Genomic DNA, 16,906 nt, shown 5'->3' with positions numbered 1-16,906 from the left:
ATCAGCGAAGCAGCGCGATGAGCGGCGCGATCAGCAGGTCGATGGCGCTGTAGCCCAGCGACATCAGCGGGCGCAGCCACAGCTGGCCCACGATGCCTGCAACGACCAGCGCCAGCACGATGAAGAAGCCATAGGGCTCGACGCGCGCGACGAAATGGGCCTGCTTCCAGGGCAGCAGGCCGACGAGGATGCGGCCGCCATCGAGCGGCGGCAGCGGAAACAGGTTGAAGGCCCACATCACCAGGTTCACCGCGATGCCGGCGCGGGCCATCTCGATGAAAAAGCGCTCCTGCACGCCAGCGGCCACGATCGTGACCAGCAGCAGCGCCCAGGCGATGGCCTGCGCGAAGTTGGACGCAGGGCCCGCCAGCGCCACCCAGACCATGTCGCGCTTGGGGTTGCGCAGATGGTGGAAGTTCACCGGCACGGGCTTGGCATAGCCGAACAGGAAGGTGCCCGAGGTGGCGAAATACAGCAGCAGCGGCATCAGCACGGTACCCACGGGGTCGATGTGCCTGAGCGGGTTGAGCGTGACGCGCCCCAGCATGGCGGCGGTGTTGTCGCCGAAATGCCGGGCCGTGTAGCCGTGGGCCGCCTCGTGCACCGTGATGGAGAACAGCACGGGCAGGGCGTAGATGAGTACGGTCTGGATGAGATTGGAGAGGTCCACGGCATGGATTGTGTCAGAGCCGTGCCATGAGGGAGTTCACGGACGCGGAGCATGCCAAATGTTGCTAGGATTGTTAAATATTGCAAATTGAAACCTAAATATAAGGAGACATGCCGTGATGGGTTTCGACCGATGGACGATCGGGGCACGCCTGACGTTGGCGTTCGGTTCCTTGGTGCTGTGGGTGGGGGCGCTCATGGCCGTGGCCCTGTGGGGGCTGGCGCAGCCGGACGGCTCGGGCGCGGCGGCCGTGCCCTGGGTGTGGGCGCTGGGCGTGCTGGCGATCCTGGTGGCGGCGCTTTCGTGGCTTTCGCTGCGCAGCGGCATCGTGTGGCCGCTGGCCCAGGCCATTCTGATCGCCGAGACCGTGGCCGCGGGCGACCTGAGCCAGGAGTTCAGCACCGAGCTGCAGGGTGACTTCGGCCGCCTGCTGAGCGCGCTGGGAACCATGGAGGACACGCTGACCGAGCTGGTCGGGCGCATCAAGCAATCGGCCGACGCCATCGGCGTGTCCGCCGGCGAGATCGATTCAGGCAACGGCGACCTGTCGCGCCGCACCGAGGAGCAGGTGGGTGCGCTCACGCAGACCGCGGCCAGCATGGAGCAGCTCACCGCCACGGTGCGCCAGAACGCCGAGCGCGCGCGCTCGGCCAGCGGCCTGGCGGTCGACGCCTCGCACACGGCCGGTCGCGGGGGCGAGGTGGTGGGCGAGGTGGTGCAGACCATGGACGCCATCAGCGCCAGCTCGCGCAAGATCGTGGACATCATCCAGGTCATCGAGGGCATTGCCTTCCAGACCAACATCCTGGCGCTCAACGCAGCCGTTGAGGCCGCGCGCGCGGGCGAGCAGGGCCGGGGCTTCGCCGTGGTGGCCAGCGAGGTGCGCAGCCTGGCGCAGCGCAGCGCCGTGGCCGCGCGCGAGATCAAGAGCCTGATCCAGGAATCGGTGCAGCAGGTGCAGGCCGGCGCCGGCCTGGTGGGCCAGGCGGGCGAGACCATGCAGGAGATCGTGCATTCCGTGGGCCAGGTCAGCGGCCTGCTGGGGGAAATCTCTCATGCGCTGGGCGAGCAGAGCGAGGGCATCGCCCACGTCAACCAGGCCGTGGCCCACATGGACGGCGCCACGCAGCACAACGCCGCCCTGGTGCAGCAGGCCACGCAGGCCGCCGCCGCATTGACCGAGCGGGCCGGCGACCTGCAGCAGGCCGTGGGCGCCTTCAAGCTGGAAGACGAGGCCGAGGGCGGTGTGGCCGCGAATATGCCCCTGCGCCTTGCGGCGGCCTGACTGGAATTGTCAAGAAATATAGCTGCAGGCGCTTGATGGACGGGCGCTTGCGGCCGTTTTCATTGCAAACGCCACGCGGCGCCGTCAAAGGCCCAGCGCCTGCAGGCTGCCGCGCCCCTCGCGCACCACGACGGGGTCGCCGCCGGTGCTCATGGGCGTGAGGTCCAGCACCGTCGTGGGCTCCAGCGGGCAGGCGCCGGCGTCGATGATGCCGTCGATCTGCTTCTCGTAGCGCTCGCGGATTTCCTGCGGATCGTTCAGCGGATCGGTCTCGCCGGCGGGGACCAGCGTCGTCGCCAGCAGCGGCGCGCCATGCAGTTCCAGCAGCATCTGCAGGCCCTTGCGGTCGGGCACGCGCAGGCCTATGGTCTTGCGCTGCGGGTGGCTCACGCGCCGCGGCACTTCCTTGGTGGCGTCGAGGATGAAGGCATAGGGCCCGGGCGTGGCGAGCTTGAGCAGCCGGTACTGGCGGTTGTCCACGTGGGCGTAGCTGGCCAGCTCCGACAGGTCGCGGCACAGCAGCGTGAGGTGGTGCTTGTCGTTGATCTGGCGCACGCGGCGGATGCGGTCCACGGCGTCCCTGTCGTCCAGGCGGCAGACCAGCGCGTAGCTGGAGTCGGTGGGCACGGCCAGTATGCCGCCGCCCGACAGCAGGGCGGCCGCCTGCTTGAGCAGGCGCGGCTGGGGGTTGTCGGCGTGGATCTCGAAGTATTGGGCCATGGTGGGTCAGACCTTGAACACGCTCTCAGGCCGCGACGGGGCGCCGGGGGGCGCGCAGGATCCGGTGGTCCAGCAGTTCCCACACGGGCGTGAGGTGCCCCGGCAGGTCGGGCAGGGCCCCGAGGTCGGTATGCGATTCGCCGGGGCTGTGGAAGTCGCTGCCGCGCGATGCGGCCAGGCCGAATTCCTGGGCCATGGCGGCATAGATGCGGTATTCGGCGCTCGTGTGGCTGCCCGTCACCACCTCCACGCCCTGGCCGCCGTGCTGCCTGAATTCGGAGAAAAGCGCGTATTCCTCGTTGGCCGTGAAGCGGTAGCGCGCCGGGTGGGCGATCACGGCCGCGCCGCCGGCGTCGCGGATCCAGCGCACAGCATGGCCCAGCGTGGCCCAGTAGTGCGGCACGTAGCCGGGCTTGCCCTCGGCCAGGTACTTGCGGAACACCTCGGCCATGTCGCGGCAGATGCCGGTGTCCACGAGATAGCGCGCGAAGTGCGTGCGCGAGATCAGCTCCGGGTTTTCCACGTAGCACAGGGCACCCTCGTAGGTGTCCGCGATGCCCACCTGGGCGAGCTGCCGGGCGATCTCGCGGGCGCGCTCGCCGCGCCCTCCGCGCGTGGCCGCAAGCCCCCGGGCGAGCTGGGCATCGTCGGCGTCGAAGCCCAGGCCCACGATGTGCACCGTGGTGTTGGCGAAGGTGACGGAAATCTCGGTGCCCGTGAGGTAGTCCACCCCCAGCGCATGCGCGGCGGCCGCGGCGCGGTGCTGGCCGCCGATCTCGTCGTGGTCGGTCAGGGCCCACAGCTGCACGCCGTTGGCATGCGCGCGCGCGGCGAGCTGCTCGGGCGTGAGGGTGCCGTCGGACACCACGGAATGGCAATGCAGGTCAGCGTTCAGGGATTGGGGCACCGGGCCATTGTAGGACGCATGCCTGATGCGGGTGGCGCGCCGGCCTGGTTGCCCCTGCGCTTGCCAGAGATGTAACAATAGTTTAAAAACAAGGCGCAATCGCCGAAAATGTTGCTGATTGCAAAGAGGCCGGCAACCCTCTTGACCGCCACGTGATGAAAGTCTTTCCGCCATGCACCTCAACCATTTGCCCGTTGCCCGCAGACTGTGGGCCCTTGTCCTGGGGCTGACGGCCTCCCTTCTGCTGCTGTCGGGCGGCCTGATGACCTACATGGCGCATCTGGACGACGACGCCCTGCGCATCGTCCAGGCCAACGAGGACAGCATCAGCCTGGCCCTGCGCTGGAAGGGCCTGACCGTGCTGGCCGTGGATCGATCCGTGAACGCGCTGTCCTCGGCCGACGAGTCGATGTCGGCGCGTCTGCAGCAGCAGATCAAGGAAGGCATCGAGGCCATCAACGCCGTGCAGAAGCAGATTGAGGCCACGGCCTCCTCGGACGAAGACAAGGCCCAGCTCGAACGTGTGGCCCAGGCGCGCAAGGTAGTGCTGAACGTGCTTGCCGAGGGTTCCAGGATGCGGGCCGCAGGAGACTTCGCCAGCGTACGGGGCCTGGTGGATAGCCAGTTCACCCCCGCCGTGGCCCGCTATGTCGGGGAGCAGGAGGCCTATCTGCAACTGCAGGAGCGCCAGCGCGACGCGGCCAAGGAGCAGGCGGCGGCCCGGCGCCAGCGTGCCCAATGGCTGAGCCTTGCCATTGCCCTGGCGGTGATCGCCCTCGGCATGGTGCTGGCCAACTCGCTGGTGCGCTCCATCACCCAGCCCTTGGCGCGGGCCGTCGGCCTGGCGGATGCGATTGCCGCGGGCGACCTGACGCAGGACGTGCACGACGACCGCCGCGACGAGCTGGGCAGCCTGCTGCGCTCGCTGTCGGCCATGGCCGCGCGCCTGCGCGGCGTGGTGGGCGAGGTGCGCTCGGGCGTGGAGTCGGTCTCGGCCGCGTCCAGCCAGATCGCCACCGGCAACCAGGACCTGTCGTCGCGCACCGAGCAGACGGCGGCCAACCTGGAGCAGACCGCGGCCAGCATGGAGGAGCTGACCTCCACCGTCACGCAGGCGGCCGACACCGCGCGCCAGGCCAACCAGCTCGCCGCCAACGCAGCCCAGGTGGCGCAGCAGGGCGGCCAGGTCATGGACCAGGTGGTGGCCAGCATGCAGCAGATCACCGAATCGAGCCGCAAGATCGCCGACATCATCGGCGTGATCGACGGCATCGCGTTCCAGACCAACATCCTGGCGCTCAACGCGGCCGTGGAGGCCGCGCGCGCGGGTGAGCAGGGCCGGGGCTTCGCCGTGGTGGCGGGCGAGGTGCGCAACCTGGCCCAGCGCAGCGCCGAGGCGGCCAAGGAGATCAAGCAGCTCATCACCACCAGCGTGGACAACGTGGAGTCGGGCTCGGCCCAGGTCGCGCAGGCCGGCCAGAGCATGCAGGACATCGTGCACAGCGTGCGCCGCGTGAGCGACCTGATCGGTGAAATCACGGCCTCGTCGAGCGAGCAGCGCGACGGCATCGGCCAGGTGAACCAGGCGGTGGCCAACCTGGACCAGATGACGCAGCAGAACGCGGCACTGGTGGAAGAGGCGAGCGCGGCGGCCGCGGCCATGAGCGAGCAGGCGCGGCGCCTGTCGCAGGTGGTGGCGGTGTTCAACGTGGGCGCCGCCGCAGCAGCGGCGCCGCGCCAGCCGGCGGCCGCAATTCCCCGGGCCAAGGCCCCCGCGGCCGCGCCAAGGCTTCCCCAGGTGGCCAAGGCCGCGCCCCAACCCAAGCCGGCCGCGGCGCCGGCACGCATCGCCGGCGCCAGGACGCCGGTGGCGGCGGGCGCGGACGACGACTGGGAAAGCTTCTGAAAAGTGAGCTGCTGACGCTTGCCGGACGGGCGTTAGCGGCCATTTGACCCTGAAAGCCAGGGCCTTTCAGAGCTGCACGCCCTCCACCAGGAACTGCACGCGCCGCTCGCCGCGCCACTCGTTCACGTCCAGCCTGAAGGCCAGCAGGGCGCGCTCGGGCAACTGCTCGGTGTGGCCGAACCAGATGGCGTCCATCGGCCGGCCCTGGTGCAGCAGCTTGAGCGACAGGTGGTTCCTGGCCTCGCCCACCAGGCGCTGGCTCAGCACCTGCACCTCCTCGCTGAAGGTGGGCGGGGCGAAGCCCTGGCCCCAGACCTCGCGGTGCAGGGTGTCCACCAGCTCGGCGCGGCAGTATTCGGGCGCCAGCGGGCCGTCGGTCTCCAGCCGGCGCGTGAGGGTGGCCGCGTCCAGCCATTCCTGGGCGACCTGGGCGAAGGCCTGCCCGAAGGCCGCGAAATGCTCCGCGGCCACGGTGCAGCCCGCGGCCATGGCGTGGCCGCCGAACTTGAGGATCACGCCCGGGTGGCGCTTGGCCACCAGGTCCAGCGCGTCGCGCAGGTGAAAGCCCGCGATCGACCGGCCCGAGCCCTTGAGCTCGTGCTCCCGGCCCGGCGCGCCGCTGGCGGCGAAGACGAAGCTGGGGCGGTGCAGCCTGTCCTTGAGGCGCGAGGCGACGATGCCCACCACGCCTTCGTGGAAGTCGGGGTCGAACACGCTGATCGCGGGCGGCGGTTCCTCGCCCTCGTCGAACAGGCTCTCGGCCAGCAGCAGCGCCTGCTCGCGCATGCCGCCTTCGAGCTCGCGGCGCTCGCGGTTGATGGCGTCCAGCTGCCGGGCCAGTTCGGCGGCGTGCGCGGGGTCGTCGGTGAGCAGGCATTCGATGCCCAGCGTCATGTCGGCCAGGCGGCCCGCGGCGTTGATGCGCGGCCCCAGGGCGAAGCCGAAGTCGAAGGTGGTGGCTGCCTGCGCCTTGCGCCCGGCGGCGTCGAACAGGGCCTGTATGCCGGGCTGCATCTGGCCGGCGCGCATGCGCTTCAGGCCCTGGGCCACCAGGCGGCGGTTGTTGTTGTCCAGGCGCACCACGTCGGCCACGGTGCCCAGCGCGACCAGCGGCAGCAGCGGCTCCAGCCGGGGCTGGCTGGCCTGGTCGAAGCGGCCGCGCGCGCGCAGCTCGGCGCGCAGTTGCATGAGCACGTAGAACATCACGCCCACGCCGGCGATGGACTTGCTCTCGAAGCCGCAGCCCGGCTGGTTGGGGTTGACGATGGCGTCGGCCGCCGGGAGCAGGGGGCCGGGCAGGTGGTGGTCGGTGACGAGCACGGCCAGGCCCAGGGCCTTGGCCTCGGCCACGCCCTCCACGCTGGCGATGCCGTTGTCCACGGTGATGAGCACGTCGGCGCCCTGCTGCGCCACGCGCCGGGCGATCGGCGGGGTGAGGCCGTAGCCGTCCACCACGCGGTCGGGCACCAGGTACTGGACGTGGCGCGCGCCCAGCAGCTTGAGGCCCCGCACGCCCACGGCGCAGGCGGTGGCGCCGTCGCAGTCGTAGTCGGCCACGATGGCGAGGCGCTTGTCCTGGGCGATGGCGTCGGCCAGCAGGGCGGCGGCCTCGCGCGCGCCCTTGAGCGTGTCGGGCGGCAGCAGGAGGGCCAGGGCGTCGTCGAGCTCCTCCTTGGCGCGTATGCCGCGCGCCGCGTACAGGCGCGCCAGCAGCGGGTGCACGCCGGCCTGCTCCAGCGCCCAGACGGCGCGCGGTGGAATGTCTCTAGCTATTATTTTCATAGTTGTTCGCGCACGCTGGAAAAGCGCTGCGGTCTCAAAAGGCCTTGAATGCGCCGGCCCAGGCCGCGCGGGGCCGTGTGCCAGCTGGCGGCGCTGCGCTCGCCGCACAGCGTCAGGCGCGCCGCGCCGCCCTGCGCCACGTGCGCGGCCAGGCGGGCCACGGGGCCGGCGTCCAGCGCCTTCCAGGCCTCGCTCCAGGCGCGCCAATCCCCGCGCAGGGCCGCGTCGCGCAGCGTGGCGGGCATCTCGGGCATGGCCGCGGGCGCGGGCGGCTCGGGCAGGGCGCCCGCGCCGTGCACCCAGAAGGCGTTGACGGGGGGCAGGCCCTGCGCGGCGCGCGCGTCGTTGAAGGGGTGGGTGTAGAGCAGCATCTGCACCTCGCTGTGCAGGCGGTGCAGGGTGCGGGCAGCGGCGCTGTCGGCCAGCCAGGGGCGCACGTCGCGCTGCAGCACGCGGTCGAGCGACGCGGTGGCCAGGTCCGCGAACAGGGCACCGCGCGCCAGCCAGCGCGTGGGCTGGTCGTAGGCCAGGGTGATGCCGTCCTGCTCGAACCAGGGCGCCAGCAGGGCCAGCAGGGCGCGCGACTGCGCCTCGTCCAGCCGCAGCTGCGCCGGGTCGCTCAGCACGCACTGGTCCATGCCCACCTGCCACTGGCAGGGGCTGACGAAGGCCCAGGCCTGCCCCTGGGTGCCGGCGGGCGCCTGGCTTTGCTCCCAGGCGGCCCAGGGCGTGGTGCCATGGGGGCCGGCGGGCAGGCCCAGGTGGCGGGCCAGGGCGCGTTCGTGGGGCGGGCTGAAATCGGTCTCGCTGCCGCGGTCGCCGTCCGCGGGCGCCAGGCGGCCCAGCAGCCGCTCCAGCCGGGGCAGGACCAGGTCCTGCGAGGCCTGCCGGCATTCCGGTGCCGGGCTGTCGGCGTAGGCGATGAGCACATGGAGGGAGGGGGACATGGGAGGGTATTGTCCGGGATGCCACAATCGCGGGCGCTGCGCGGCCCGTGTGCCACCCACGTTGCCCTCTCCGGCGTCGCGCAAGTCTTGGACACCATGCAAATTCCCTACGAACTGGCCCTGGGCTGGCGCTACACCCGGGCGGGCCGCGCCACGCGGCGCAATGGCTTCATCTCCTTCATCTCGGGCGTGTCCATGCTGGGCATCGCGCTCGGGGTGGCGGCGCTCATCATCGTGCTGTCGGTGATGAACGGCTTCCAGAAGGAGGTGCGCGACCGCATGCTCAGCGTGGTCTCGCACATCGAGATCTTCGCGCCGGGCGGCGCGGCGCTGCCCGATCCGCAGCGCACCCTGGCCGAGGCGCGCGCCAACCCCAACGTGATCGGCGCCGCGCCCTTCGTCGCCGCGCAGGCGCTGCTGGCGCGCGGCGAGGACATGAAGGGCGCGCTGGTGCGCGGCATAGATCCCGCGCGCGAGCCCGAGGTGACCGACCTGGCGGCCGAGAGCGTGCAGGGCCTGCAGGCCCTGGTGCCGGGCGGGTTCCGCGTGGTCCTGGGCAGCGAGCTGGCGCGCCAGCTCGGCGTGCAGCCGGGCGATGTGGTGACGCTGATCGCGCCGTCCGGCCAGGTCACGCCCGCGGGCGTGGTGCCGCGCCTCAAGCAGATGACGGTGGCGGGCACGTTCAACTCGGGCCACTACGAGTACGACTCGGCCCTGGTGCTGATGCACCATGAGGATGCCGAGCGCATCTTCCGCCTGGAGGGCCCGACCGGCGTGCGCCTGAAGCTCAAGGACCTGCACGCGGCCCCCGAGGTCGCGCAGCAGCTCGCGCGCAGCCTGTCGGGAGACCTGCTGATCCGCGACTGGACGCAGCAGAACAAGACCTGGTTCGCCGCCGTGCAGCTGGAAAAACGCATGATGTTCATCATCCTCACGCTGATCGTCGCCGTGGCGGCCTTCAACCTGGTGTCCACCCTGGTCATGACCGTGACCGACAAGCGCGCCGACATCGCCATCCTGCGCACGCTGGGCGCCAGCCCCAGGAGCATCATGGGCGTCTTCGTGGTGCAGGGCGCCATGGTGGGCGTGATCGGCACGCTGGGCGGGCTGCTGCTGGGCCTGGGCATCGCCTTCAACATCGACGTCATCGTGCCGGCCATCGAGCGGGCGCTGCACACCACCTTCCTGCCCCAGGACATCTACCTGATCAGCCGCATGCCCAGCGAACCGCAGAGCGGCGACATCGTGCCGATCGCCGTCATCTCCCTGGTGCTGGCCTTCGTCGCCACCCTGTACCCGAGCTGGCGCGCCAGCCGCGTGAACCCGGCGGAGGCGCTGCGCTATGAATGAGATCGTGCTGCAGGCCCGGGGCCTGGCCAAGCGCTTCACTGAGGGGCGGCTCGACGTGAGCGTGCTCAGGGGCGTGGACTTGCAGGTGCGCGCGGGAGAGACGCTGGCCATCGTGGGCGCCTCGGGCTCGGGCAAGAGCACGCTCCTGCACCTGCTGGGCGGGCTGGACGCGCCGACCGCGGGCACGGTGACGCTCAAGGGCCAGGTGCTGGGCGCGCTCTCGCCCGGCGCGCAGGGGCGACTGCGCAACGCGCACCTGGGCTTCATCTACCAGTTCCACCACCTGCTGCCCGAATTCAGCGCGCAGGACAACGTGGCCATGCCGCTGCGCATACGCCGCGCGCCCTATGCGCAGTGCATCGCCCAGGCGGTGCAGATGCTGCAGGCCGTGGGCCTGGCCGAGCGCGTGCACCACCGGCCGTCGGAGCTGTCGGGCGGCGAGCGCCAGCGCGTGGCCATCGCGCGCGCCCTGGTCACGCGCCCGGCCTGCGTGCTGGCCGACGAGCCCACGGGCAACCTGGACCGCGCCACGGCGGACGCGGTGTTCCAGCTCATGCTGCGGCTCGCGCGCGAGCAGGGCACGGCGTTCGTGATGGTCACGCACGACGAAACGCTGGCGGCGCGCTGCGACCGGGTGGCGCGGCTGGTGTCCGGCGTATTGGAGTGAAATCGGGCACCAGCGCTTGGTGGGATCGCGCTGGCAGCTACTCTGTTTGATGAATCAGGCAAAAAAAAGCCGCAGCGTGGAATGCGCTGCGGCGTGCCGGGGGCGCCACGGAGGCGCCCGGCGGGATCGCGGAATTACTTGAGCGACAGGATCCAGCTCACCAGCTGCTTGGCCTCGGCCTCGTTGACCTGCGCGTTGGCGGGCATGGGCACGGGACCCCACACGCCGGAGCTGCCCTTCATCACGTGCTGGACCAGCGTGGCCTCGGCGCCCTTGCCGGCGTATTTCTTCGCCACTTCCTTGTAGGCGGGGCCGACCAGCTTCTTGTCCACGGCGTGGCAGGCCATGCAGTTCTTGGACTTGGCCATGGCCTCATCCGCCATGGCGGGCGCAGCGACCGACAATGCCATCGCAAGGGTGATCAGGGTACGTTTCATCGCGGGGTTCCTCTAGGGGTTGGGGTACATTTGGCCTTCAATGCGATTGTAGTGTTCACGGTTGACGGGTTCCAAACGAAAGCCCGCACCCTGGCGGAGGATGTGACCATGTATGCCTTGCTTTTGGGCGTTTTGTTGATGCTGCTCAAATATCTGGAGATAGGCCCCGTGGCGCATTGGCCGTGGTGGTGGGTGCTGTCGCCCTTTGCCGTCGCGGCCGCATGGTGGGCATGGGCCGACGCGACGGGCTACACCAAGCGCAAGGCCATGGAAAAGATGGAGCGGCGCAAGAACGAGCGCATCAACAGGCACAAGGAGGCCCTGGGCATGGGCCCGCGCAGGCGGCGGTAGCGCTGGCCCGTCGCGCGTCAAAACAGGTCCAGCACCGCGCCCTTGCTGGCGCTGGCCGCGTTGAAGGCGAACTTGGCCTGCACGCCGCGCGTGTAGCGCGGCGCCGGCGCCGTCCAGCCGGCGCGGCGGCGCGCGAGCTCCTCGTCGCCCACGTCCAGCTGCAGCAGCAGCCGGTGGGCGTCGATGGTGATGCTGTCGCCCTCGTGCACGAGGGCGATGGTGCCGCCGACGAAGGCCTCGGGCGCGACATGGCCCACGACCATGCCCCAGGTGCCGCCCGAGAAGCGCCCGTCGGTGATCAGGCCCACGCTCTCGCCCAGCCCCTGTCCGATCAGGGCGCCGGTGGGCGCCAGCATCTCGGGCATGCCGGGGCCGCCCTTGGGGCCCAGGTAGCGCAGCACCATCACGTCGCCGGCCTTGATCTTGCCGTCGAGGATGGCGGCCAGCGCCGACTGCTCGTCGTCGAACACGCGCGCCGGGCCGGTGATGACCGGGTTCTTCAGTCCGGTGATCTTGGCCACCGCGCCCTCGGGGCTCAGGTTGCCCTTGAGGATGGCCAGGTGGCCGTGGTCGTAGAGCGGCCTGTCGATGGGGCGGATCACGTCCTGGTCGGCGCGCGGCTGGTCGGGAACATCCTTGAGGGTCTCGGCGATCGTCCTGCCGGTGATGGTCATGCAGTCGCCGTGCAGGAGCCCGGCGTTCAGCAGCATCTTCATCACCTGCGGGATGCCGCCGGCGCGGTGCAGGTCGACGGCCAGGTATCTGCCGCTGGGCTTCAGGTCGCAGAACACAGGCACCTTCTGGCGCATGCGCTCGAAGTCGTCGATGCTCCAATCGACGCCCGCGGCGTGGGCGATGGCCAGGAAGTGCAGCACGGCGTTGGTCGATCCGCCCACGGCCATGATGACGGCGACGGCGTTCTCTATGGCCTCGCGCGTGACGATGTCGCGCGGCTTCAGGTCGCGGCGTATGGCCTCGATCAGCACCTTGGCCGATTCCCTGGCGGAGTCGGCCTTCTCCTGGTGTGGGTTGGCCATGGTGGAGGAGTAGGGCAGGCTCATGCCCAGCGCCTCGAACGCGCTGCTCATGGTGTTGGCGGTGTACATGCCGCCGCACGAGCCGGTGCCGGGGATGGCGTGCCGCTCGATGTCCTTGAGCTCCTGGTCGCTGATCTTGCCCGCGGCGTTCTCGCCCACGGCCTCGAACACGCTGACGATGTTCAGATCGCAGCCGTGCAGGCAGCCGGGCAGGATGGTGCCGCCGTACACGTAGATGCTGGGCACGTTGGCGCGCAGCATGCCCATCATGCCGCCGGGCATGTTCTTGTCGCAGCCGCCGATGACCACGCAGCCGTCCATCCACTGGCCCTGCACGCAGGTCTCGACGCAGTCGGCGATCACCTCGCGGCTGACCAGGCTGTACTTCATGCCCTCGGTGCCCATGGCCATGCCGTCGCTGATCGTGGGCGTGCCGAACACCTGCGGGTTGCCGCCGGCCTCGCGTATGCCTTCGACGGCGGCGTCGGCCAGGCGCTGCAGGCCGCTGTTGCATGGCGTGATGGTGCTGTGGCCGTTGGCCACGCCGACCATGGGCTTGTCGAAGTCGGCCTCGGCGTAGCCCATGCCGTAGTACATGGAGCGGTTGGGCGCGCGCGCCTTGCCCTGGGTGATGTGGGCGGAGCGGCGGTTCAGGGGCGTGGGGTCGGTCATGGCGGTCCGTCCTGGCGCTGTGGAGGTGGCGGATAGTTTGGTCGCCGGCGCCCCGGCTGTCCAGCGCGGCCCGCGCCGGGCCTGATGCCGGCGTGGGTTGCGGACGTGCGACATAATCAAACGGTTTTGCCCATGGCGGGGCTCAAGAGGCCTGCGCTGCGGCGCGCGCCGGCCCCCAAGCGCACGGGCCATTCCCCATAAGCCCATCCTCTCCCGCAACCACGATGCCCGCATACCGTTCCAAGACCTCCACCGCCGGCCGCAACATGGCAGGGGCCCGCTCCCTGTGGCGCGCCACCGGCATGAAAGACGAAGACTTCTCCAAGCCCATCATCGCGGTGGTCAACTCGTTCACCCAGTTCGTGCCCGGCCACGTGCACCTGAAGGACCTGGGCCAGCTCGTGGCGCGCGAGATCGAAGCCGCCGGCGGCGTGGCCAAGGAGTTCAACACCATCGCCGTGGACGACGGCATCGCCATGGGCCACGACGGCATGCTGTACTCGCTGCCCAGCCGCGACATCATCGCCGACAGCGTGGAGTACATGGTCAACGCGCACTGCGCCGACGCCATGGTCTGCATCAGCAACTGCGACAAGATCACGCCCGGCATGCTCATGGCCGCCATGCGCCTGAACATCCCGGTGATCTTCGTCTCGGGCGGCCCCATGGAGGCCGGCAAGGCCAGGCTGGCCGTGCCCGGCACCAGCACCGTGCAGTTCAGGAAGCTCGACCTGATCGACGCCATGGTCATGGCCGCCGACGACAAGGTCAGCGACGCCGACCTGGCCGAGGCCGAGCGCAACGCCTGCCCCACCTGCGGCTCGTGCTCGGGCATGTTCACCGCCAACTCCATGAACTGCCTGACCGAGGCGCTGGGCCTGTCCCTGCCCGGCAACGGCACCGTGGTGGCCACGCACGCCGACCGCGAGCAGCTGTTCAAGCGCGCGGGCCGGCGCATCGTGGAGCTGGCGCGCCAGCACTACGAGCAGGGCGACGAGCGCATCCTGCCGCGCTCCGTGGGCTTCGAGGCCTTCGAGAACGCGATGACGCTGGACATCGCCATGGGCGGCTCCACCAACACCATCCTGCACCTGCTGGCGATCGCGCAGGAGGCCGGGATCGCCTTCACCATGCAGGACATCGACCGCCTCTCGCGCGTCGTGCCGCAGCTGTGCAAGGTGGCGCCCAACACCGACAAGTACCACATCGAGGACGTGCACCGCGCGGGCGGCATCATGGCCATCCTGGGCGAGCTCGAACGCGCCGGCAGGCTGCACACCGACGTGCCCACCGTCCACGCCCGCACGCTGGGCGAGGCGCTGGCGCAGTGGGACATCACCCGCACCGGCGACGAGGCCGTCAAGACCTTCTACATGGCCGGCCCGGGCGGCGTGCCCTCGCAGGTGGCCTTCAGCCAGAACGCGCGCTGGCCCAGCCTGGACCTGGACCGCGCCGCGGGCTGCATACGCTCGTATGACCACGCCTTCAGCAAGGAAGGGGGCCTGGCCGTGCTCACGGGCAACATCGCCAGGGACGGCTGCGTGGTCAAGACCGCGGGCGTGGATGACTCCATCCTGGTCTTTGAAGGCCCGGCCCACGTGGTCGAGTCGCAGGACGAGGCCGTGGAGCACATCCTGGCCGACCAGGTCAAGGCCGGCGACGTGGTCGTGGTGCGCTACGAAGGCCCCAAGGGCGGTCCCGGCATGCAGGAGATGCTCTACCCCACGAGCTACATCAAGTCCAAGGGCCTGGGCAAGGCCTGCGCGCTGCTGACCGACGGGCGCTTCTCGGGCGGCACCTCGGGCCTGTCGATCGGCCACTGCTCGCCCGAGGCGGCGGCCGGCGGCGCCATCGGCCTGGTGCGAAGCGGCGACCGCATCCGCATCGACATTCCCAACCGCACCATCGACGTGCTGGTGAGCGACGAGGAGCTCGCGCGCCGCCGCGCCGAGCAGGACGCCAAGGGCTGGAAGCCCGTAGAGCCGCGCCCGCGCAAGGTGTCGGCCGCGCTCAAGGCCTATGCGAAGCTGGTCACCTCGGCCGACAAGGGCGCGGTGCGCGACCTGTCGCTGCTGGACTGACGGGCAGGGCGGCGCTGGCGATGCTCCTGTTTTGCGAGCTGCCAGCGCTTGCCAAGCATCGATTTTTGTCCAGTGAGATGCTGAGACCCTTTGACGACGGGCGTCAGCAGCTCCTATTGTCGTAGCAAACCTTCCACGCCATGAACCTACTGCATGAACGCATCGCCGCCAGTTTCAACGCCCAGGGCCTGATGCGCACGCTGGGCGCGCGCCTGGTGCTGGTGCAGGACGGCGAGGTGCACATCGAGATGCCGTTCTCCGGGCACCTCACGCAGCAGCAGGGCTTCGTGCACGCGGGGGCGGTCACCAGCATCGTGGACAACGCCTGCGGCTACGCGGCGCTGACCAGGTCCGCGCCGGGGTGCGAGGTGGTCACAGCCGAATTCAAGACCAACTTCATGCGGCCCGCCATCGGCGAGCGCTTCGTCGCCGTGGGCAAGGTGCAGAGCGCCGGGCGCATGCTCACCGTGTGCAGCGGCGAGGTGCGCGCGTTTGCCGGCGCGGGGCCCGACTACAAGGTGGTGGCGCTGATGCAGGCCACCATGGTCAGCGTGCCGGCCGGTTCCTGAGCCTAATCGGCCTGCGACTGCAGGTAGTTCTGCAGGCCCATCTTGTCGATCAGGCCGATCTGCTTCTCCAGCCAGTAGGCGTGGTCTTCCTCGGTGTCGCGCAACTGGGCCCGCAGCATGTCGCGGCTCACGTAGTCGCCGTGGGTCTCGCACAGGGCGATGGCGGCCTTCAGGTGCGTGCGCACGCCGTACTCGGTGTCCAGGTCCTTGCGCAGCATCTCCGGCACCGTGGCGCCGGGCGTGAAGGCGTGCGGGCGCATGTCGGGCTTGCCCTCCAGCAGCAGGATGCGGCGCAGGATGGCGTCGGCGTGCTGCGTCTCCTCCTGCATCTCGTGGTCCATGCGCTCGTACAGGCGCACGAAGCCCTGGTCCTCGTACTGGCGCGAGTGGATGAAGTACTGGTCGCGCGCCGCCAGCTCGCCGCGCAGCAGATCCTTGAGGCAGTCGATGACGTCGGGGTGGCCTTGCATGATGCTGATCTTTTCTGAGTGTTGCGATCACCGCAGTATCGCGCGCATCGGTGGCCGACTCAAATATTGCGGCGATACACCTGCGGCACAATCCGCGCCATGCTGATGTACCCGCATATCGACCCCGTGGCCCTGCAGATCGGGCCCGTGGCCGTCCACTGGTATGGCCTGACCTATCTGGCCGGTTTCGCGCTGTTCATGTTCCTGGGGCTGCGCCGCCTGCGGCACGAGCCCTATGCGTCGCTTGCGGGCGAGCAGGCGTGGACGCGCAAGGACGTGGAGGACATCCTGTTCCTCGGCGTGCTCGGCGTGGTGGTGGGCGGGCGGCTGGGCTACTGCCTGTTCTACAAGCCGGGCTACTACCTGGCCCATCCGCTGGAGATCCTCTACGTGTGGCAGGGCGGCATGAGCTTCCACGGCGGGCTGCTGGGCGTGGTCGCGTCCATGCTGTGGTTCGCCCATTCGCGGCGCAGGCCATGGCTGCAGGTGGCCGACTTCGTGGCGCCCTGCGTGCCCACGGGGCTGGCGGCGGGGCGCATCGGCAACTTCATCAACGGCGAGCTGTGGGGGCGTTTTTGCGCGCCCGACCTGCCCTGGGGCATGGTGTTCCCGCAAAGCGGCTCCATGCTGCCGCGCCACCCGTCGCAGATCTACCAGTTCCTGCTCGAAGGGCTGCTGCTGTTCACGCTGCTGTGGCTGTACGCGCGCCGCCCGCGCAAGCGCGGCGAGGTGGCGGCGGCCTTCCTCGTGGGCTATGGCGCGCTGCGCTTCACGGCCGAGTATTTCCGCGAGCCCGACAGCTTCCTGGGCCTGCTGTCGCTGGGCATGAGCATGGGGCAGTGGCTGTGCGTGCCGATGATCGCGTTCGGTGCGGGGCTCTGGCTGCGGGCGCAAAAGCGCACGGCGTGACGCAATTTCAGCGGCTTGCGCGCAGCGCGAAAGACCACGCGAGCTGCGCCATGGGCCGCGCCGTGGCGCCGGCGGCCTTTGCCTGGGCGCTGGCGGCGGTGCCATCCTCCACGCGCTTGGCGATGCCCTGCAGGATGGCGGCGATG

The 16,906-nt window shown here is 70.0% G+C and carries 16 protein-coding genes and 1 pseudogene; 8 read left to right on the top strand and 9 right to left on the bottom strand.

All coding sequences use genetic code 11. From position 1 onward, the window contains the following. Position 1: 1 nt before the first annotated feature. Positions 2 to 670 (bottom strand): site-2 protease family protein, encoded by a 669-nt coding sequence (locus ACX12L_RS21695; protein ID WP_459264437.1) that lies wholly within the window; start codon positions 668 to 670, stop codon positions 2 to 4. A 118-nt stretch (positions 671 to 788) separates the two neighbouring features. Between ACX12L_RS21695 and ACX12L_RS21690 the strand changes: the two genes are divergently transcribed. Continuing rightward, complete coding sequence (locus tag ACX12L_RS21690) at positions 789 to 1,955, top strand: methyl-accepting chemotaxis protein (RefSeq protein WP_459264436.1); 1,167 nt, start codon at positions 789 to 791, stop codon at positions 1,953 to 1,955. Between the two features lie 84 nt (positions 1,956 to 2,039). On the opposite strand, the gene ACX12L_RS21685 is transcribed toward ACX12L_RS21690, so the two are convergent. Together ACX12L_RS21685 and ACX12L_RS21680 are read right to left on the bottom strand one after the other, a co-directional pair. Continuing rightward, positions 2,040 to 2,675 (bottom strand): L-threonylcarbamoyladenylate synthase, encoded by a 636-nt coding sequence (locus ACX12L_RS21685; RefSeq protein WP_459264435.1) that lies wholly within the window; start codon positions 2,673 to 2,675, stop codon positions 2,040 to 2,042. Positions 2,676 to 2,700: 25 nt separating this feature from the next. Next, complete coding sequence (locus tag ACX12L_RS21680) at positions 2,701 to 3,582, bottom strand: 3',5'-nucleoside bisphosphate phosphatase (RefSeq protein ID WP_459264434.1); 882 nt, start codon at positions 3,580 to 3,582, stop codon at positions 2,701 to 2,703. Positions 3,583 to 3,754: 172 nt separating this feature from the next. Here ACX12L_RS21680 and ACX12L_RS21675 point away from each other — a divergent pair, with 172 nt between their 5' ends. After that, a complete protein-coding gene (locus ACX12L_RS21675; protein ID WP_459264433.1) occupies positions 3,755 to 5,488 on the top strand; it encodes a methyl-accepting chemotaxis protein in 1,734 nt (577 codons plus the stop codon). Positions 5,489 to 5,554: 66 nt separating this feature from the next. On the opposite strand, the gene recJ is transcribed toward ACX12L_RS21675, so the two are convergent. Together recJ and ACX12L_RS21665 are read right to left on the bottom strand one after the other, a co-directional pair. Further along, complete coding sequence (recJ, locus tag ACX12L_RS21670; protein WP_459264432.1) at positions 5,555 to 7,270, bottom strand: single-stranded-DNA-specific exonuclease RecJ; 1,716 nt, start codon at positions 7,268 to 7,270, stop codon at positions 5,555 to 5,557. Beyond that, complete coding sequence (locus tag ACX12L_RS21665; protein ID WP_459264431.1) at positions 7,267 to 8,217, bottom strand: phosphoglycerate mutase; 951 nt, start codon at positions 8,215 to 8,217, stop codon at positions 7,267 to 7,269. The genes recJ and ACX12L_RS21665 overlap by 4 nt, the downstream gene beginning before the upstream one ends. A gap of 96 nt (positions 8,218 to 8,313) precedes the next feature. Between ACX12L_RS21665 and ACX12L_RS21660 the strand changes: the two genes are divergently transcribed. Together ACX12L_RS21660 and lolD are read left to right on the top strand one after the other, a co-directional pair. Then, positions 8,314 to 9,567: a lipoprotein-releasing ABC transporter permease subunit gene (locus ACX12L_RS21660; RefSeq protein WP_459264430.1), complete on the top strand. Its 1,254-nt coding sequence runs from the start codon at positions 8,314 to 8,316 to the stop codon at positions 9,565 to 9,567. Next, complete coding sequence (gene lolD, locus ACX12L_RS21655; RefSeq protein ID WP_459264429.1) at positions 9,560 to 10,234, top strand: lipoprotein-releasing ABC transporter ATP-binding protein LolD; 675 nt, start codon at positions 9,560 to 9,562, stop codon at positions 10,232 to 10,234. Before ACX12L_RS21660 ends, lolD begins: the two co-directional genes overlap by 8 nt. A 134-nt stretch (positions 10,235 to 10,368) precedes the next feature. Here the strand turns inward: lolD and ACX12L_RS21650 are convergent, their stop codons facing one another. Further along, positions 10,369 to 10,671: a c-type cytochrome gene (locus ACX12L_RS21650; protein WP_459264428.1), complete on the bottom strand. Its 303-nt coding sequence runs from the start codon at positions 10,669 to 10,671 to the stop codon at positions 10,369 to 10,371. A 108-nt stretch (positions 10,672 to 10,779) separates the two neighbouring features. On the opposite strand from ACX12L_RS21650, the gene ACX12L_RS21645 reads away from it, so the two are divergent. After that, on the top strand, positions 10,780 to 11,022 hold the full coding sequence (locus ACX12L_RS21645) for a TIGR04438 family Trp-rich protein (protein WP_459264427.1): 243 nt from the start codon (positions 10,780 to 10,782) through the stop codon (positions 11,020 to 11,022). Positions 11,023 to 11,039: 17 nt separating this feature from the next. Here the strand turns inward: ACX12L_RS21645 and ilvD (ACX12L_RS21640) are convergent, their stop codons facing one another. Beyond that, positions 11,040 to 12,731: a dihydroxy-acid dehydratase gene (gene ilvD, locus ACX12L_RS21640; protein WP_459264426.1), complete on the bottom strand. Its 1,692-nt coding sequence runs from the start codon at positions 12,729 to 12,731 to the stop codon at positions 11,040 to 11,042. Positions 12,732 to 12,955: 224 nt separating this feature from the next. Between ilvD (ACX12L_RS21640) and ilvD (ACX12L_RS21635) the strand changes: the two genes are divergently transcribed. Then, positions 12,956 to 14,812 carry a dihydroxy-acid dehydratase gene (gene ilvD / locus ACX12L_RS21635; protein ID WP_459264425.1) on the top strand — a complete coding sequence of 619 codons (1,857 nt, stop codon included), beginning with the start codon at positions 12,956 to 12,958 and terminating at the stop codon, positions 14,810 to 14,812. Between the two features lie 140 nt (positions 14,813 to 14,952). Beyond that, a complete protein-coding gene (locus ACX12L_RS21630) occupies positions 14,953 to 15,381 on the top strand; it encodes a PaaI family thioesterase (protein ID WP_459264424.1) in 429 nt (142 codons plus the stop codon). Between the two features lie 2 nt (positions 15,382 to 15,383). Here ACX12L_RS21630 and bfr read toward each other — a convergent pair whose 3' ends face one another. After that, positions 15,384 to 15,851, bottom strand: a complete 468-nt coding sequence (bfr, locus tag ACX12L_RS21625; RefSeq protein ID WP_459264423.1) for a bacterioferritin — start codon at positions 15,849 to 15,851, stop codon at positions 15,384 to 15,386. 99 nt (positions 15,852 to 15,950) lie between these two features. On the opposite strand from bfr, the gene lgt reads away from it, so the two are divergent. Next, positions 15,951 to 16,760: a prolipoprotein diacylglyceryl transferase gene (gene lgt, locus ACX12L_RS21620; RefSeq protein WP_459264422.1), complete on the top strand. Its 810-nt coding sequence runs from the start codon at positions 15,951 to 15,953 to the stop codon at positions 16,758 to 16,760. A gap of 7 nt (positions 16,761 to 16,767) precedes the next feature. On the opposite strand, the pseudogene ACX12L_RS21615 reads toward lgt, so the two are convergent. Next, positions 16,768 to 16,906, bottom strand: a pseudogene (locus tag ACX12L_RS21615) (phosphotransferase family protein); the annotation flags it as partial.

The sequence above is a fragment of the Alicycliphilus sp. T452 genome (assembly GCF_054512775.1).
The sequence above is the reverse complement of the archived record's forward strand: the minus strand, read 5'-3'. Positions and strand labels throughout refer to the sequence as shown.

Coding starts and splice junctions, on each gene's coding strand:
- ACX12L_RS21690 (WP_459264436.1), top strand. CDS start 789: ATGGGTTTCGACCGATGGACGATCGGGGCACGCCTGACGTTGGCGTTC.
- ACX12L_RS21685 (WP_459264435.1), bottom strand. CDS start 2,675: ATGGCCCAATACTTCGAGATCCACGCCGACAACCCCCAGCCGCGCCTG.
- ACX12L_RS21675 (WP_459264433.1), top strand. CDS start 3,755: ATGCACCTCAACCATTTGCCCGTTGCCCGCAGACTGTGGGCCCTTGTC.
- recJ (WP_459264432.1), bottom strand. CDS start 7,270: ATGAAAATAATAGCTAGAGACATTCCACCGCGCGCCGTCTGGGCGCTG.
- ACX12L_RS21665 (WP_459264431.1), bottom strand. CDS start 8,217: ATGTCCCCCTCCCTCCATGTGCTCATCGCCTACGCCGACAGCCCGGCA.
- ACX12L_RS21660 (WP_459264430.1), top strand. CDS start 8,314: ATGCAAATTCCCTACGAACTGGCCCTGGGCTGGCGCTACACCCGGGCG.
- lolD (WP_459264429.1), top strand. CDS start 9,560: ATGAATGAGATCGTGCTGCAGGCCCGGGGCCTGGCCAAGCGCTTCACT.
- ACX12L_RS21650 (WP_459264428.1), bottom strand. CDS start 10,671: ATGAAACGTACCCTGATCACCCTTGCGATGGCATTGTCGGTCGCTGCG.
- ACX12L_RS21645 (WP_459264427.1), top strand. CDS start 10,780: ATGTATGCCTTGCTTTTGGGCGTTTTGTTGATGCTGCTCAAATATCTG.
- ilvD (WP_459264426.1), bottom strand. CDS start 12,731: ATGACCGACCCCACGCCCCTGAACCGCCGCTCCGCCCACATCACCCAG.
- ilvD (WP_459264425.1), top strand. CDS start 12,956: ATGCCCGCATACCGTTCCAAGACCTCCACCGCCGGCCGCAACATGGCA.
- ACX12L_RS21630 (WP_459264424.1), top strand. CDS start 14,953: ATGAACCTACTGCATGAACGCATCGCCGCCAGTTTCAACGCCCAGGGC.
- bfr (WP_459264423.1), bottom strand. CDS start 15,851: ATGCAAGGCCACCCCGACGTCATCGACTGCCTCAAGGATCTGCTGCGC.
- lgt (WP_459264422.1), top strand. CDS start 15,951: ATGCTGATGTACCCGCATATCGACCCCGTGGCCCTGCAGATCGGGCCC.